The following is a 15,233-nucleotide window of genomic DNA, read 5'->3' as shown; positions in this document are numbered from 1 at the left end:
ACTCACGGCGTGCATCTCCTCGCGGTCCTCAGCATGAAGAACCGGGCGCTCATCGCGCTCGTCACCGTCGTCATCGCCGTCTTCGGCGGCGTCGCCCTCACCGGGTTGAAGCAGGAGCTCGCGCCGTCGATCTCCTTCCCGCAGCTGGCGGTGATCTCGAGCTACCCGGGTGCCGCTCCGGAGGTGGTCAACGACGACGTCTCGACGCCGATCGAGACCGCGATCCAGGGGGTGCCGGGGCTCGAGTCGACCAGCGCGACGTCGTCCACGAACTCGTCGCTCATCTCCGCCTCCTTCACCTACGGCACCGACCTCGCGACCGCCGAGCAGAAGATCCTGCAGGCGATCAACCGGATCAAGAGCACCCTGCCCGACGGCGTCGACCCGCAGGTCGTCACCGGCTCCTTCGACGATCTCCCCGTGCTGCAGCTCGCCGTGTCGAGCGACGGCGACGCGAAGGCGCTCGCCGAACGGCTGCGCACGAGCGTCATCCCGGACCTGGAGAAGGTCGACGGAGTGCGCGAGGTCGCCCTCGTCGGCGAGAGCGCCCAGCGCGTGACGATCACGCCCGACGACGCGGCGCTGACCGCCGCCGGCCTGTCGATCAGCGACATCCGCACCGCGCTGCAGCAGAACGGCGTGCTCGTCGCCGGCGGCGAGATCACCCAGGACGGCAGCACCTTCTCGGTGCAGTCCGGCGTGAAGCTCGACTCGACCGACGCGATCGCGGCGCTGCCGCTGATCCGGTCCACCGCGACGGCCGTCCAGGCCGCGCCCGTCGACGTCGCCGCGCCGACCCTCGGCTCCGTCGCGACCGTCGCCGTCACCGACGCCCCGATCACCTCGATCTCCCGCGTCAACGGCCAGCCCGCGCTGACCCTCTCCATCACCAAGCTGCCCGCGGCGAACACCGTCGACGTCTCGACCGGCGTCACCGCGCTCCTGCCCGACCTGGAGGCGTCGCTCGGCGACAACGCGACCTTCACCTCGGTCTTCGACCAGGCCCCCTACATCCAGGACTCGATCGAGTCGCTCGCGCAGGAGGGGGCGCTCGGCCTCGTCTTCGCAGTGCTCGTGATCCTGCTGTTCCTGCTCTCGGTGCGCTCGACGCTCGTGACGGCGATCTCGATCCCGACCTCGGTGCTGATCACCTTCATCGGCCTGCAGACCGCGGGCTACACGCTCAACATCCTCACCCTCGGCGCGCTGACGATCGCGATCGGCCGCGTGGTCGACGACTCCATCGTCGTGATCGAGAACATCAAGCGGCACCTCGATGCGGGGGAGGAGCGGGCGAGGACGATCGTGGTCGCCGTGCGCGAGGTCGCGGGCGCGATCACCGCCTCGACCATCACGACGGTCGCCGTCTTCCTGCCGATCTCGTTCGTCGGCGGCACCACCGGCGAGCTGTTCCGCCCGTTCGCGCTGACGGTGTCGATCGCGCTGCTGGCGTCGCTGATCGTGGCGCTCACGATCGTGCCCGTGCTGGCGTACTGGTTCCTCCGCCCGTCGAAGCGCCCGGGTGTCCGCGAGGCGGCCCGCGCCGCCCTCGACGAGGAGCGCGCCGCCGCGGGCGAGGTCGTGGCGCACGCGGACGCCGGCGGCGAGCCCGAGCACGCCCGCCACAGCGCGCGCACGGCCCCCCGCCGCGCCTCGGCGCTCCAGCGCGTCTACGGTCCGATCATCGCCTGGACCCTCAGGCACTCGGTCGTCACCGTCCTGCTCGCGCTGCTCGTGCTCGTCGGCACCGGCGCGCTCTACCCGCTGATGAAGACCAACTTCCTCGGCGCGAGCGGTCAGAACACCTTCACCGTGACGCAGACCGTGCCGGACGGGCAGAGCCTCGACGCGCAGGACACGACCGCCCAGCAGGCGAGCTCCGCGATCCTCGACGTCGCCGGCGTGCAGACCGTGCAGCTCTCGATCGGCTCGGCGGGCGGCGGACTGCAGAGCGCGTTCGGCGGCGGAGGCGGCGGCACGTCGATCCGCTACTCCGTCACCACCGACGAGTCGGCCGACCAGGAGACCGTGCAGGCGGACGTCCGCACGGCGCTCGGCTCGGTCGCCTCCGCGGACGACATCAGCGTCGCGGCCTCGTCCGGCTTCGGCGCCTCCTCGGACATCGAGGTGGACCTCTCGACCGCCTCGCAGAGCGATCTGCAGAGCGCGAACGACACGCTGCTCGCGGCGCTCCGCGGGACCGACGGGATCAGCCAGGCCGAGAGCAACCTCTCCTCCTCGCTGCCCTACATCGCGGTGCGGGTCGACCGGGCCGCGGCCGCCGAGGCGGGCCTCACCGAGGTCGCCGTCGGCACCCTCGTCAGCCAGGCGCTGCAGCCGACCCAGACCGGCAGCGTCGTGATCGACGACCGCACGCTCTCCGTCTACCTCGCCGACGCGCAGCCGCCGGCCACGCTGGACGAGCTGTCGGCCCTCGAGATCCCGACCCGCACCGGCCCGGTGGCGCTCTCGACGCTCGCCGCGGTGGAGCGGACGGACGGACCCGCGAGCATCACCACCGAGCGCGGGCAGCGCACCGCCACCATCACGGTCACGCCGGAGGGCGACGATCTCGCCTCGGCGAACGTCGCGGTGCAGAGCGCGATCGACGGCACGGACCTGCCGGCCGGCGTCTCCGCCTCGCTCGGCGGGGTCACGGCCGACCAGAGCGACGCGTTCTCGCAGCTCGGGATCGCGCTGCTGGTGGCGATCCTGATCGTCTACGTCGTGATGGTCGCGACCTTCCGCTCGCTGCTGCAGCCGCTGCTGCTGCTGGTGTCGGTGCCGTTCGCGGCCACCGGGGCGATCCTGCTCCAGGTGCTCACCGGAGTCCCGCTCGGCGTGCCCTCGCTGATCGGCGTGCTGATGCTGATCGGCATCGTGGTCACCAACGCGATCGTGCTGATCGACCTGGTGAACCAGTACCGCGCGCGCGGGATGGCGGTGCGGGAGGCGCTCGAGCACGGCACCGAGCGGCGGCTGCGCCCCATCCTGATGACGGCGCTCGCGACGATCTTCGCGCTGCTGCCGATGGCCCTCGGGATCACCGGGCACGGCGGCTTCATCTCGCAACCGCTGGCGATCGTCGTGATCGGCGGGCTGGTGTCCTCGACCGTGCTGACGCTGGTCGTCCTGCCGGTCGTCTACAACCTGGTCGAGGGGTATCGTGAGCGGCGGCGTGCCGCTCGCGCCGGAGAGGCGTCGGCATGATCGACACGGAGACCGACTCGGCAGAGACCATCGGGTCCCGCTGGCGGAGCGGACCGGAGCGCGCCGCCGCGGCGCTCGCCGAGGTCACCCCCGAGCAGTTCACCGCCGCAGGCTACCGCCCCGGCACGATCCGCCACATCGTGCTCTTCCGCTTCCGCCCCACCGCGCTCGTCGCCGAGGTGGACGGCGTGATCGCCCGCTTCCTCGCGCTCGGCGAGGAGTGCCTGCGCGACGGCCGCCCCTACATCGTCTCGATCGAGAACGGCCCGCAGCTCAGCACCGAGGGTGCCGGCGAGGGCTTCGACCGCGCATTCCTGCTGACCTTCGCGTCCGAGGGCGACCTCAACTACTACATCGGACGGCCCGCGGTCGACGGTCCGGGTCTGTTCGACCCGGCGCACGACGCCTTCAAGGGCTTCGTCGGCCCGCTGCTCGACACGGCGGGGGTCGTCGCCTTCGACTTCCGCCCGGAGCCCCTGGACGCCGGCGCGCTCGCCGGCTGACCCGGAGCACGCGTGGCGACCCCCGAGTTCGTCCTCCGCCTGCGCGAGCGGGTCGGCACCGAGCTGCTCTGGCTGACCGGCGTCACCGCGGTGATCGTGCGCGAGCAGCCGGCCGTCGAGGTCCTCCTCGTCCGCCGCGCCGACACCGGGGCGTGGACCGCGGTGACCGGCATCATCGACCCCGGCGAGACGGTCGCGGACACCGCCCGGCGCGAGGCGCTGGAGGAGGCGGGCGTCGTCATCGAGGTGGAGCGCGTCGTCTGGCTGCACACCCTGCCGCCGATGGAGTACCCGAACGGCGACCGCGCGCAGTACCTCGACCACGTCCTCCGCGCCCGCTGGGTCTCGGGCGAGGCGCACGTCGCCGACGACGAGTCGACCGAGGTCGGCTGGTTCGCTCCCGATGCACTGCCGCCGATGAGCGACGGCCACCGCGAGCGGATCTTCCGCGCGCTCTCCGACGAGACGGCCTGCGCCTTCGACTGACGCGGGGCCGACTCAGACGTGCTCCGACTCAGACGTGCTCCGACACCAGCACCGCGCTCGTCCCCGGCTCGAGGGCGTCGAAGACGTGCGGCTCGTCGCCCGGGTAGGACAGGCAGTCGCCGGGCGCGAGCTCGACCGGCTCCTCGGCCGGGCCGACCAGCGCGCGGCCGGTGCAGAGGATCAGGTGCTCGACGGTGCCGCGGGCGTGCGGCTCCGAGTTCCGTGCGGCTCCGGGCTCGGCGGTGATGCGGTACACGTCGCGGCGGGCTCCCGGGGGGCAGGCGCTGAGCAGGGTCGCGGCGTAGTCCGCGGCCGCCGAGGCGATCCGCGGGCCGTCGCCGGCGCGGATCAGCTGCACGGAGCGCCGCGGCGGCTCGACGAGGTGCGAGAACGGCACGCCGAGCGCGCCGCCCAGCGCCCAGAGCGTCTCGAGACTCGGGTTGCCCTCGCCGGCCTCGAGCTGCGAGAGCGTCGACTTCGCGATGCCGGCGCGGCGGGCGATCTCGGAGATGCTGAGGCCGAGGCGCCCGCGCTCGCGGCGGAGTGCGGAGGCGACCAGGTCGCGGGGTGACTCGGACATCGTTCGCTCTCCAGATCGGTCGTTCGACTTGACGAACGACACCGGCGCCGCCACTCTGACGTGGTGTTCATCCTAAGCTCCGCCCGTTCGTTGCTCCGAACAGTCGGCCCTCGCGACCGGCGGGCCGTCCTGCTCGTCGCCGCCTCCGTCGCGGTCGTCGGCGTCTCCTACGGCCTCGGCGCCGCCGCGGCCGGCTTCCCGCTCTGGCAGATCCTGCTGCTCGCGGTCGCGGTGTTCGGCGCCTCCGCCGAGATCCTCTTCGTCGGCGTGGTGGCGGCGGGAGGCGCTCCGCTCGTGGCGGCGCTCGCCGCGCTCCTCGTCAACGCCCGCGCGCTGCCCTACGGGATGACCGTCGGCGGCTTCCTCCCGCGCGGACCGCTCCGGCTCCTCGGCGCGCACCTGGCCAACGACGAGACGGTCGCGCTCGCGCTCGGCGGGGCGACCGTCGAGCGCCGGCGGGCCCTGTTCTGGTTCTCGGGAGCGGCAGTGCTCGCCGCCTGGCCGCTCGGCGCGCTCGCGGGGGCGCTGCTCGGCGCGGTCGTCCCCGACCCGTCGGTACTCGGGCTCGACGCAGTCTTCCCCGCCGTCCTGCTCGCCCTGGCGCTCCCGGCCCTCCGTGACGGCCGGGCGGCTGCGGCCGCGATCGCCGGCGGAGTGCTCGCGCTGTCCGCCCTCCCGCTGGTGCCGCTCGGCCTCGCGCCGGTCCTGGCGCTCGGCGGTCTGCTGATGACCGGACGCCGCTCGTGAGCACCGCCGCGGTGACGCTCGGCATCCTCGTCCTCGCCGTCGGCAGCTTCGCCCTCCGCGGGGGAGGGGCGGTGCTGCGCGACCGGATCGACCTCGGCCCGTCGACCGAGCGGCTCCTCGATCGCGGCACGGTCGTGCTGCTCGTCGCGGTCGCGCTGACCTCGGCGCTGGCCGACGGTGCGGACCCGGCGCCGGCGTCCCGAGTGCTGGGTGTCGCGGCCGGCGCGCTGGCGGCGCTACTGCGCGTCCCGCTCGTCGTCGTGGTGCTGGTCGCGGCAGCGACGACCGCCCTCCTCCGCGCGCTCTGAGGCGCGGCCCGCTCAGACCGAGCGCGCGAAGCAGACGCCGGAGTCGTCGCCCACGTGCGCGCCGAATGCGTCGATCTCGGTGAAGCCGAGCGCGCGGGCGGCCGCGAGGGCCGCGTCCGCCTCGACCGGGATGCGAAAGCGGAGCGTGCGGATCCGCTGCACGCTCGCGTAGGACAGGGCCGCGGCGACGAGGCGCCGCGCCACTCCGCTCCGCCGGACCGCGGGCTCGACCCGCAGGGCGAGCAGCTCGGCGAAGTCGTCGGGCCCGGGAGCGAGCGCGAGCACGCCGATCGGCTGCTGCGTCGAGTCCCGCGCGACGAGTACCCGGGCGTGTAGGGGAGTGGTCGCGAGCAGCCCGGCCAGCTCGGGCGACCCGGCCCGCTCCAGCCGCACGACGACCCCGGCGGTCACGACGCGGGCGCCGCGGGCGGTTCGGTCTGCTCGGCGGGCTCGAGCGAGAGCGTCTGCACGGCGGGGGCGTCGAGCTGCGCGTGCAGGAAGTCGACGACGGTGCGGCGGAGCGAGTCGTCGAGCATCGCGATCGAGTGGCGGGTGCCGGGCACGACGACGAAGTCGACGCTCGCGCCCGCCGCGTCCAACGCGTCCGCGAAGCTCTGCGACTGGCTGAAGGCGACCCGCTCGCCGACCGAGTGCGCGATGAGGAAGGGCGGCTCGGACCCGTCGACGTGCGTGATCGGCGACGCCTCGTCGGCGGCGGCGCAGTCGTCGAGGTCGGCGCAGTCGAGGTAGCCGCGGACCGCCGCGCCGACGCCGACGATCGGGTCGTCGTCGGCGAGACCCGCCGCGGTGAGATCCGCGGGCCCGCTGAGGTCGACGACCGCGGCGAGGCGAGAGGTGCCCGCGCCGTCGGCGGTCAGCGCGTCGTCGGTGCCGAGCAGCGACACGAGGTTGCCGCCGGCCGAGCCGCCGAACGCGGCGACGCGGGACGGGTCGATGCCGAAGCGCTCGGTCTGCGCCGGCTCGAGGATCCAGTCGAGGGCGGCCGAGACGTCCTCGATCTGCGCGGGGAAGACGTCCACCGGCGCGAGGCGGTAGTCCACCGAGACGGCGACGAAGCCCTCGGAGGCGAGCCACTGGCAGAGCGGGCGCCAGTTCGGGTCGGCCTTGTCGCCGCGGGTCCAGCTGCCGCCGTGCACGACGAGCACCGCGGGGAGAGCGGCTCCGGCCGCGGCGTCGACCGGCGAGCAGACGTCGACCGCCTGCCCGGTCGCGGCGTCGTAGACGAGGTCGGCGGTGACGGGCACGTCGTCGTAGGCGGTGACCGCCGCGACTCCCGCGGCCTGGGCGATCGGCTGCGAGACCGGGGCGCTCGAGCAGCCGGCGAGGCCGGCCGCGAGCAGCGTCAGGATCGCCGACGAGAGGGCGATCGGTCGCGTGGGTCGGCTGGGCTCGCGCATGGGTGAGCCGAGCATAAGGGAGAAGGCGGCGCCCGCCTAGAGCGACCCCGCGATCAGGGTCCGGGGCGTCGTCTCCCGGGGTTCGCGGGGCGCCTCCGCCTGCAGTCGCACGAGCACCACGCCGACGAGGATCAGCGCCCCGCCGCCGAACTGGATCGGCGCCGGCAGCTCGCCGAGCAGGGCCCAGGCGGCGACGATCGAGAACAGCACCTCGGTCAGTCCGACGAAGGAGGCGATGCGGGTGCCGAGTCGCGAGCCGCCGCCGATCCCGAGCAGGTAGGCGAGCACCGTCGACATCCCGAGGATGACCGCGGCGGGCAGGAACCACGGCACCGAGTTCCCGACGAAGACGACGTCGCCGAAGGTGGCCCGCAGCGGGACGAGACCGGTGACCGCCAGCACGAGCAGGAGCGTCGCGCCGACGACCATCGCGCCGGCGGTGAGCGCGATCGGCGGCAGCTCGGGGTCGATCCGGCCGGCGATCACGTAGTAGACGCAGAGCCCGAGCGACGCGGTCAGCGCCCAGGCGATGCCGACGAGCTCGGGCGTCGACTCGCCGGAGAGGTCGAGCACGAGCACCAGTCCGGCCAGGGCGAGCGCCGAGCCGGCGAGCGTGAAGCGGCCGGGGTGCCGCCGGGTGCGCGCCCAGGCGAAGAGGACGAGGAAGACCGGCGCGAGGTACTCGATCAGGAGCGCGACGCCGACCGACATGTGCTCGATCGCGCTGTAGAAGCACAGCTGCGCGGCGATGACCGCGAAGACCCCGTACAGGCCGACGGTGCGGAGATTGCGGCGCAGCACGTGCCACTTGCCGCGCAGGCTCAGCACCGCGGGGACGGCCAGGATCAGCGCCGCGCCGCCCGCCCGCCAGAGCACCGCCGCGGAGGGGCTCCAGCCCGCCTCGAGCAGCGGCTTCACGAAGGGGCCGCCCAGCCCGAAGGCGGCGGCCGCGGCGAGGGCCATCGCCAGGCCGGAGCCGAGCTGTCGCGGCGGCGCTGTGGGAGTCACGTCAGCCTCTTTCAGGAGTCAAAGTCGTTATGCTCGTGACAGTAACCGCTCGCGATGTCAGGAGTCAACATGGTCTTCGCCTATGACGTGGAAGCGGCGCTCACGTCGACCGCCGTGCTCGTCAACACCCTCCCCGAGCTGTCGCACTCCGGCGAGGACGAGATGGCGACCGTGGAGCAGCTCGACGAGTTCCTGCTCGAGAACCGCTACACCGGCAGCCGCGAGCACTCGACCGCCGAGCTGGAGGCGGTCCGGGCCGTGCGCGCGCCGCTCCGCTCGCTCTGGCGCAGCCGCGCCGAGGAGGACCTGGTCGCCGTGGTGAACGGCATGCTCGAGGAGGGCCGCGCCCTGCCGCAGCTGGTGCGGCACGGCATCTTCGGCTGGCACCTGCACGCCACCCGAGACGAGAGCCCGCTCGCGACCCGCATCGTGGTCGAGGCCGCGATGGCGTTCGTCGACGTGATCCGCGGCGACGAGCGCGAGCGCATCCGCGTCTGCGCGGCGGAGGACTGCGAGGCGGTGCTGGTCGACTTCTCCCGCAACCGCTCGAAGCGCTACTGCGACACCGGCAACTGCGGCAACCGCGCGAACGTCGCGGCGTACCGCGCGCGGCGGGCGTCGAGCTGAGGAGCCTGCCCTAGCCAGGCCCGAGCCCTAGCCAGGCCCGAGCCCTAGCCAGGCCCGAGCCCTAGCCAGCGCCCGGGGTCGCGTGTAAACTCTCATGGTCGGCTCTTGACTCCGTGCGTCGCCGCGCGGATGGGTTTGTCAGTCAAGCGGGCCGGATCTCCGACAGTCGTCGCGAGATGAATCACATGTGTGAATCGGCCCCGGTCAGCGTCTCAGAGCAGCGACTCACCCGGGTTCCCGCAGTGCTCCGTCCGTTCGCACCCCACGAGGGTGGCCGATCGGCGTGTGCCTGCTCGCGCAAGACCTGAACCCAGGAAGCAGCCATGCCCAAGAACAAGAAGCCCGCCGGCGGACGCCCCGCCAAGAACTTCGAGCCGAACCGCTTCGGCGCCTCGAGCGGCAAGTCCCAGCTCGGCGGCCGCCCGCGCTTCGCCGCGCCCCAGTCCGGCTCCCGCAGCGAGGGTCACCGCGGCTACCGCCCCGTCGACGAGAACGCGCCCAAGAAGGCCCGCTGGAACGCCGAGGAGCGCGCTGCGAAGCTGACGGAGCGGGGAGAGAACCGCGGCGAGTCCCGCGGCAGCGACCGCGGAGAGTCCCGCCCGGCCCGCAGCTACGACCGCGACGACCGCCCCGCCCGCTCCTACGACCGGAGCGACCGCCCCGCGCGCTCGAACGACCGCGACGAGCGCCCCGCCCGTTCGTACGACCGCGGCACCGACCGCCCCGCGCGCAGCTACGACCGCGACGCGCGTCCGGCCCGCTCCTACGACCGGACCGACCGTCCGGCCCGTTCGAACGACCGCGACGACCGTCCGGCGCGTTCCTTCGACCGCAGCGACCGTCCCGCGCGCAGCTTCGACCGCACCGACCGCCCGGCCCGCTCGTACGACCGTGACGCCCGTCCGGCGCGCTCGAACGACCGCGACGACCGTCCGGCGCGTTCCTACGACCGCAGCGACCGCCCGGCGCGCAGCTTCGACCGCACGGACCGTCCGGCGCGCTCGTTCGACCGCGACGCCCGCCCCGCCCGCACGAACGACCGCGATGCTCGCCCCGCGCGCAGCTTCGACCGCACCGACCGCCCCGCGCGCAGCTCCGACCGCACCGAGCGCCCGTCGCGCGGCTTCGACCGCGGCACCGAGCGCCCCGCCCGCGGCGGCTACGACCGCGCCGACCGCGGCCCGCGCCGCGACTCCGGCTCGGACTTCTACCCCAAGCGCGACGGCCGCGCCTCGCACCAGGCCGACGACGTCGTGCTCGAGCGCCTCGAGGCGACCGCCACGCTCGCCGTCGACGTCGAGGGCGTCAGCTTCGGCGACCTCGGTCTCGGCGCGAACATCGTCCGCCAGCTGACCCAGATGGGCGCGGCCTCGCCGTTCCCGATCCAGGCCGCGACGATCCCCGAGGTCCTCGCAGGCAAGGATGTCCTCGGCCGCGGCAAGACGGGCTCCGGCAAGACGATCGCGTTCGGCGCGCCCGTCGTCGAGCGCCTGATGGAGAACGACGGAGCGAAGGGCCGCAAGCCCGGTCGCGCGCCGCGCGCGCTCATCCTCGCGCCGACCCGCGAGCTGGCGATGCAGATCGACCGCACCATCCAGCCGATCGCGCGCTCGGTGGGCCTGTTCACCGCCACGATCTTCGGCGGCGTCCCGCAGTACAAGCAGGTCGGCGCCCTCCAGCGCGGTGTCGACATCATCATCGCCACGCCGGGCCGCCTCGAGGACCTGATCGAGCAGGGTCGCCTCGACCTCTCGACCATCTCCGTGACCGTCCTCGACGAGGCCGACCACATGTGCGACCTCGGCTTCCTCGAGCCCGTGCAGCGGATCCTCCGCCAGACCAAGCGCGGCGGCCAGCGCCTGCTCTTCTCGGCGACGCTGGACAAGGGCGTCGCGACGCTCGTCGACGAGTTCCTCGTCGAGCCGAGCGTGCACGAGGTCGCGGGCGAGGACCAGGCGTCCTCGAGCATCGACCACCGCGTCCTGCTGATCGAGCACCGCGACAAGGGCGCGATCATCGAGGAGCTCGCGGCCCGCGCGGGCAAGACGCTGATCTTCGCCCGCACCCGCGCCTTCGCCGAGCAGCTCGCCGAGCAGCTCGAGCACGCCGACATCCCCGCGACCAGCCTGCACGGCGACCTCAACCAGTCGCGCCGCACCCGCAACCTCGCGCTGCTCACCAGCGGCCGGGTCGACGTCCTCGTCGCGACCGACGTCGCCGCGCGCGGCATCCACGTCGACGACATCGACCTGGTCATCCAGGCCGACGCGCCCGACGAGTACAAGACCTACCTGCACCGCTCCGGCCGCACCGGCCGCGCGGGCAAGAAGGGCACGGTCGTCACGCTGATCACCCGCAACCGCCGCCACCGCATGGAGGAGCTGCTCGAGCGCGCCGAGATCCGCGCCGACATGATCCAGGCGTACCCGGGCGACCGGGTGCTGGCGGAGATCAGCACGGGCGAGTAATCACCGTCCCTCTGCTCACGCAGGAAACGCCGAAGGGCGGACACCCGGTGGGTGCCCGCCCTTCGGCGTTTCTTGCTTGTGGCTTAGGAGGCCGGGGGGGTCAGAACCGTGTCGATGAGGTACACGGTCGCGTTGGCGGTCTGGACGCCGCCGCAGATGACCGAGGCGTCGTTCACCTTGATGTCGTCGCCGGAACCGGTGACGGTGACGTCGCCGCCCTGGACGGTGGCGTGGGTGCCGTCGATGTCGTCAGGGGCGATCTGGCCGGGGACGACGTGGTAGGTGAGGATCGAGGAGAGCGTGGCCGCTCCCTCGGGGGTCGCCAGCGTGGCGAGGGTGGCGGCGTCGAGCTTGGCGAACGCGTCGTCGACGGGGGCGAAGACGGTGAACTCGCTGCCGTTCAGCGTGTCGACGAGGTTGACGTCGGGGTTGAGCTGACCGGAGACCGCAGCGGTCAGGGTCTTGAGCAGCGGGTTGTTCGACGCGGCGGTGGCCACCGGGTCGAGCGCCATTCCGCCGACCGAGCCGGCGCCGTCCGGGACCTGCTCGGCGTACGCGGCGCAGCCGGAGCCGACGAGGTTGGCGGCCGGGTCCATGGTCGCCATGGGGGTGGCCGACTCGGTCATCATCGGGGTCGACATGGGGGAGGACGTCTCGCTCGCGGCGTCGGTGGTGCCGGCGCCGGAGGAGCAGGCGGTGAGGCCGAGGGCGGCGGTGCCGAGCAGAGCGAATGCGGCGAGGGCGGTGCGCTTGGTGGATCGCATGGGGATTCTCCTTCGTGATACGGCCCCCACGAGTTGCGGAGGACCTGTCTGTGTGTGGACCGTTTCGCGGCCGTTGAACAGTCTTCGGAGCCCTCCCCGAGGGGGTTTGGAATCGATCGGAGCAATCCGGTCACGGGTTCATAACGGCGACGGCGGGGCGATTACCCTTGACCTCGGCCCGCGCACGCAGCGCGGCACGAGAGACCAGGAGTCGGGCGGATGCAGACGCGAGGGGCACGGGTGGCACGCGGAGTCGTCGCCGCCGTCGCCGCGACCGCGACCGCCGCCGCCTCGCACACGCTGGCCGGCGCCGAGGCCCCCGCTCCGGCGATCCTCGCGCTCGCCACCGCCTTCGCGGCCGTCGTCTGCGTCCTGCTCTCCGGTCGCACGCTGTCGCTCGCGCGGCTCGCGGTGGCGGTGCTGCTCAGCCAGCTGGCCTACCACTCCCTCTTCCTGGTGACCGGCGGAGGCGGCGACGTCAGCGTCGCCGGCACCACCGCCGGCGGCCACTTCCACGGCGGCGGCACGGTCGAGCTGATCGCCGGGGCGTCGGGTCACGCCGCGCACACGCTGCCGATGCTCCTCTCGCACCTGGTCGCCGCCGTCGTCACCGTCGCGGCGCTCCGCCACGGCGAGCGCGTCTTCTGGACCCTCGGCACGAGCGTGCTGCGGATCGTGGTCCGCCTGGTCGCGCGCGCCTCGGCCCTCCTGGCGCCGCGCGGCCGCACGGTGGCCGTCCTCGGCTCCGTCGAGCCGAGCGCGCCCCGCGCCCTCGACGCGGTCCTGCGGATCCTGCGGCACCGCGGCCCGCCCGCGCGCGCCCTGCCCGCCGTCTGACGTCCTCCCGATCGGGAGGGCGAGGTGGGCCCGTGCGCACTGCGACCCCGCGCTGCGCCCTCACCCTTCTCGGCGCCGACCTCTCGGTGAGGCGCCGACTCCCGCTAGGACTCCTCACGATCATGACCACCACCCGTACCGCTTCCTCTTCCTCCTCCTTCTCCTCCCGCGTCCGCCTCGTCGGCGGCGGTGCGCTCGTCGCCGCGGGCTCCGTCGCCCTCGCCCTGGCCGCTCCGACCGCCGCGAGCGCGCACGTCACCGCCGCGGCGTCGAGCACGGCCGCCGGCTCGTACACCGTCGTGACCTTCTCGCTCGCGCACGGCTGCGAGGGCTCGCCGACGACCGGTCTCAGCATCACCATCCCCGAGGGGATCAACTCGGTCAGCCCGACCGTGAACCCCAACTGGGACGTCGTGAAGAACGAGGTCGCGATCGCCGACCCGGTGACCGACGCGCACGGCAACACCGCGACCGAGCGCGTGTCCGACGTCGTCTACACCGCGAAGACCGCGCTCGCCGACGGCTACCGCGACACCGTCTCGCTCCAGCTGCAGCTGCCGGAGGACGCGGCCGGCTCGACCCTCGAGTTCCCGGTGCTGCAGACCTGCGAGACCGGCTCGACCGCGTGGGACCAGCCGACCGTCGAGGGCGAGGCCGAGCCCGAGCTGCCCGCGCCGACCGTCGCGGTGACCGCCGCGATGGCGGGCTCCGGCCACCACGACGCCGGGGCCGCTGACGACGACGGCGACGGTGACGACGCGGTCGCGACGACCGCCTCCGCGACCACCGCCACCGGTCAGGGCGACGACGTGATCGCCCGCGTCCTCGGCGTCGGCGGGCTCGTCCTCGGTGCCGTCGGCGTCGCCTTCGGGCTCGCCTCGCGCCGCCGCAGCCCGAAGGCGTCCGCGTGACGCTCGCTCACCGGAAGGGCGGACGCCTCGTCCTCGCCGCCACCGCGATCGGGCTCCTCGGCTCGGTCGCGGTGGCGGCGCCCGCCAGCGCGCACAACTACCTCGTGTCCACCACTCCCGCGGCGGACTCGACGGTGACGGAGCAGCCCGGGACGATGGTCCTGACGACGAACGACGACCTGCTGGTCCTCGGCAACGACGGAGCCGCCGCAGCTCTGCGCGTCGTCGGGCCCGACGGCCTCTACTACGGCGACGGCTGCGTGAGCGTCGTCGGTCCGGAGGCGTCGATGCCGCTCGAGCTCGGCGCGGCCGGTGCCTACGAGGTGACCTGGCAGGTCGTCTCGACCGACGGGCACCCGGTCTCCGGTCAGTACGGCTTCGACTGGCAGCCCGGAGCGGACGTCGCGCTCGCCGAGGGCTCGGAGTCGGTGCCCGACTGCAACGGCACGGTGGCGGTCTCGGACGCCTCGGCGCCGACCGCGGACGAGGCGTCGACCGGCTCGGACCCGGCGCTTCTCGGCGACGTGCTCTGGATCGGCGGCGCGCTCGTCGCCGTCGTCGCGGCGGTGGGGATCACGCTGCTCCTGCTGCGGCGGCGCCCGCAGAGCTGACCTCGGCGCGGGCCTCCAGCGCTCCTCTCGGGGTCAGCGCAGGAGGCTCGCCAGCGGTCCGCCCTCCAGGTCGGCGAGGATCGCCGCCGCGTCCTCGTAGACCGCGACCGCGCCGGCCTCGCGCAGCTCCTGCTCCCCGGTGCCGCCGGACTGCACGGCGACGGTCGCGAGGCCGGCCCGCTCGGCGGCGATCACGTCCCAGGTCGCGTCGCCGACCATGATCGCGCGGTCGACCGAGACACCGGCCCGCTCGAGCGCGATGCCGATGACGTCGGGCGACGGCTTCGCGGTCTCGACGTCCTCACCGCTCGCGACCGCGTGCACCGCGTCGCCGAGGTCGAGGACGTCGAGCAGGACGTCCAGCTCGTTCTGCGGCGCGGACGTCGCGAGGACCACGCGGACGCCCCGCTCGACGAGCGCCTGTATGAGCTCGCGCGCTCCGGGCAGGAGCGCTATCCGAGCGGACGCCTCGGCGTAGTTCTTCGCGTGCAGGCCCTTCACCAGGGTGCGCGCGTCGTCGTCGACGTCGTCCTCGAGGAGCATGTCGAGCAGCTCCGACGCGTCGGCGCCGATGGCGCGCTGGATCCGCCAGGTCGCCACGTCGAGGTCGGCCTGCCAGAACGCGCGCGACCAGGCCTCCACGTGCAGGAAGTTGGTGTCCGCGAGCGTGCCGTCGATGTCGAAGAGCACGGCGGTCGGAGTCGTGGGCATGTGGTTCGTCCTCTGCTGGTCGTGGAGGCCGAGTGCGGGAGCCG

16 protein-coding genes are annotated in these 15,233 nt (G+C 73.6%); 10 read left to right on the top strand and 6 right to left on the bottom strand.

Going from position 1 to position 15,233, the window contains the following annotated elements; genetic code table 11:
• Positions 1-9: 9 nt before the first annotated feature.
• From GSU72_RS16020 to GSU72_RS16010, 3 genes are read left to right on the top strand one after another with little or no spacing between them, the layout of a single operon-like run.
• On the top strand, positions 10-3,210 hold the full coding sequence (locus tag GSU72_RS16020; RefSeq protein ID WP_159985931.1) for an efflux RND transporter permease subunit: 3,201 nt from the start codon (positions 10-12) through the stop codon (positions 3,208-3,210).
• Positions 3,207-3,713 (top strand): Dabb family protein, encoded by a 507-nt coding sequence (locus GSU72_RS16015; protein WP_159985930.1) that lies wholly within the window; start codon positions 3,207-3,209, stop codon positions 3,711-3,713. Before GSU72_RS16020 ends, GSU72_RS16015 begins: the two co-directional genes overlap by 4 nt.
• Before the next feature lie 12 nt (positions 3,714-3,725).
• On the top strand, positions 3,726-4,199 hold the full coding sequence (locus tag GSU72_RS16010) for an NUDIX domain-containing protein (protein ID WP_159985929.1): 474 nt from the start codon (positions 3,726-3,728) through the stop codon (positions 4,197-4,199).
• Positions 4,200-4,227: 28 nt separating this feature from the next.
• On the opposite strand, the gene GSU72_RS16005 is transcribed toward GSU72_RS16010, so the two are convergent.
• The gene (locus GSU72_RS16005; RefSeq protein WP_159985928.1) at positions 4,228-4,779 is read right to left on the bottom strand and encodes an XRE family transcriptional regulator; all 552 of its coding nucleotides are present in this window, start codon (positions 4,777-4,779) and stop codon (positions 4,228-4,230) included.
• A gap of 90 nt (positions 4,780-4,869) precedes the next feature.
• Here GSU72_RS16005 and GSU72_RS16000 point away from each other — a divergent pair, with 90 nt between their 5' ends.
• On the top strand, positions 4,870-5,526 hold the full coding sequence (locus tag GSU72_RS16000; protein WP_244255853.1) for an AzlC family ABC transporter permease: 657 nt from the start codon (positions 4,870-4,872) through the stop codon (positions 5,524-5,526).
• Positions 5,523-5,834 carry an AzlD domain-containing protein gene (locus GSU72_RS15995; RefSeq protein ID WP_159985927.1) on the top strand — a complete coding sequence of 104 codons (312 nt, stop codon included), beginning with the start codon at positions 5,523-5,525 and terminating at the stop codon, positions 5,832-5,834. The genes GSU72_RS16000 and GSU72_RS15995 overlap by 4 nt, the downstream gene beginning before the upstream one ends.
• A gap of 12 nt (positions 5,835-5,846) precedes the next feature.
• Here the strand turns inward: GSU72_RS15995 and GSU72_RS15990 are convergent, their stop codons facing one another.
• From GSU72_RS15990 to GSU72_RS15980, 3 genes are read right to left on the bottom strand one after another with little or no spacing between them, the layout of a single operon-like run.
• Positions 5,847-6,245 (bottom strand): GNAT family N-acetyltransferase, encoded by a 399-nt coding sequence (locus GSU72_RS15990; RefSeq protein ID WP_159985926.1) that lies wholly within the window; start codon positions 6,243-6,245, stop codon positions 5,847-5,849.
• Entirely contained in the window at positions 6,242-7,252 is a 1,011-nt protein-coding gene (locus GSU72_RS15985; RefSeq protein WP_159985925.1) for an alpha/beta hydrolase, read from the bottom strand. The genes GSU72_RS15990 and GSU72_RS15985 overlap by 4 nt, the downstream gene beginning before the upstream one ends.
• A 36-nt stretch (positions 7,253-7,288) precedes the next feature.
• Entirely contained in the window at positions 7,289-8,260 is a 972-nt protein-coding gene (locus tag GSU72_RS15980) for a DMT family transporter (protein WP_159985924.1), read from the bottom strand.
• Positions 8,261-8,329: 69 nt separating this feature from the next.
• Between GSU72_RS15980 and GSU72_RS15975 the strand changes: the two genes are divergently transcribed.
• The gene (locus GSU72_RS15975) at positions 8,330-8,887 is read left to right on the top strand and encodes a CGNR zinc finger domain-containing protein (protein ID WP_159985923.1); all 558 of its coding nucleotides are present in this window, start codon (positions 8,330-8,332) and stop codon (positions 8,885-8,887) included.
• Positions 8,888-9,210: 323 nt separating this feature from the next.
• On the top strand, positions 9,211-11,355 hold the full coding sequence (locus GSU72_RS15970) for a DEAD/DEAH box helicase (protein WP_159985922.1): 2,145 nt from the start codon (positions 9,211-9,213) through the stop codon (positions 11,353-11,355).
• An 83-nt stretch (positions 11,356-11,438) separates the two neighbouring features.
• On the opposite strand, the gene GSU72_RS15965 is transcribed toward GSU72_RS15970, so the two are convergent.
• Positions 11,439-12,119 carry a fasciclin domain-containing protein gene (locus GSU72_RS15965; RefSeq protein ID WP_159985921.1) on the bottom strand — a complete coding sequence of 227 codons (681 nt, stop codon included), beginning with the start codon at positions 12,117-12,119 and terminating at the stop codon, positions 11,439-11,441.
• A gap of 240 nt (positions 12,120-12,359) precedes the next feature.
• Here GSU72_RS15965 and GSU72_RS15960 point away from each other — a divergent pair, with 240 nt between their 5' ends.
• The 3 genes from GSU72_RS15960 to GSU72_RS15950 all read left to right on the top strand — a co-directional run bounded on the left by GSU72_RS15960 (position 12,360) and on the right by GSU72_RS15950 (position 14,478).
• The gene (locus GSU72_RS15960; protein ID WP_159985920.1) at positions 12,360-12,956 is read left to right on the top strand and encodes a hypothetical protein; all 597 of its coding nucleotides are present in this window, start codon (positions 12,360-12,362) and stop codon (positions 12,954-12,956) included.
• A gap of 122 nt (positions 12,957-13,078) precedes the next feature.
• Entirely contained in the window at positions 13,079-13,867 is a 789-nt protein-coding gene (locus GSU72_RS15955; protein WP_159985919.1) for a YcnI family protein, read from the top strand.
• On the top strand, positions 13,864-14,478 hold the full coding sequence (locus GSU72_RS15950; RefSeq protein WP_159985918.1) for a copper resistance CopC family protein: 615 nt from the start codon (positions 13,864-13,866) through the stop codon (positions 14,476-14,478). Before GSU72_RS15955 ends, GSU72_RS15950 begins: the two co-directional genes overlap by 4 nt.
• A gap of 33 nt (positions 14,479-14,511) precedes the next feature.
• Here GSU72_RS15950 and GSU72_RS15945 read toward each other — a convergent pair whose 3' ends face one another.
• Complete coding sequence (locus tag GSU72_RS15945; protein ID WP_159985917.1) at positions 14,512-15,189, bottom strand: HAD family hydrolase; 678 nt, start codon at positions 15,187-15,189, stop codon at positions 14,512-14,514.
• Positions 15,190-15,233 lie beyond the last annotated feature (44 nt).

The sequence above is a fragment of the Rathayibacter sp. VKM Ac-2760 genome, from assembly GCF_009834185.1.
Lineage (GTDB): Bacteria > Actinomycetota > Actinomycetes > Actinomycetales > Microbacteriaceae > Rathayibacter.
Note: the sequence above shows the minus strand (reverse complement) of the source record. Positions and strands in the feature narration are given on the sequence as shown.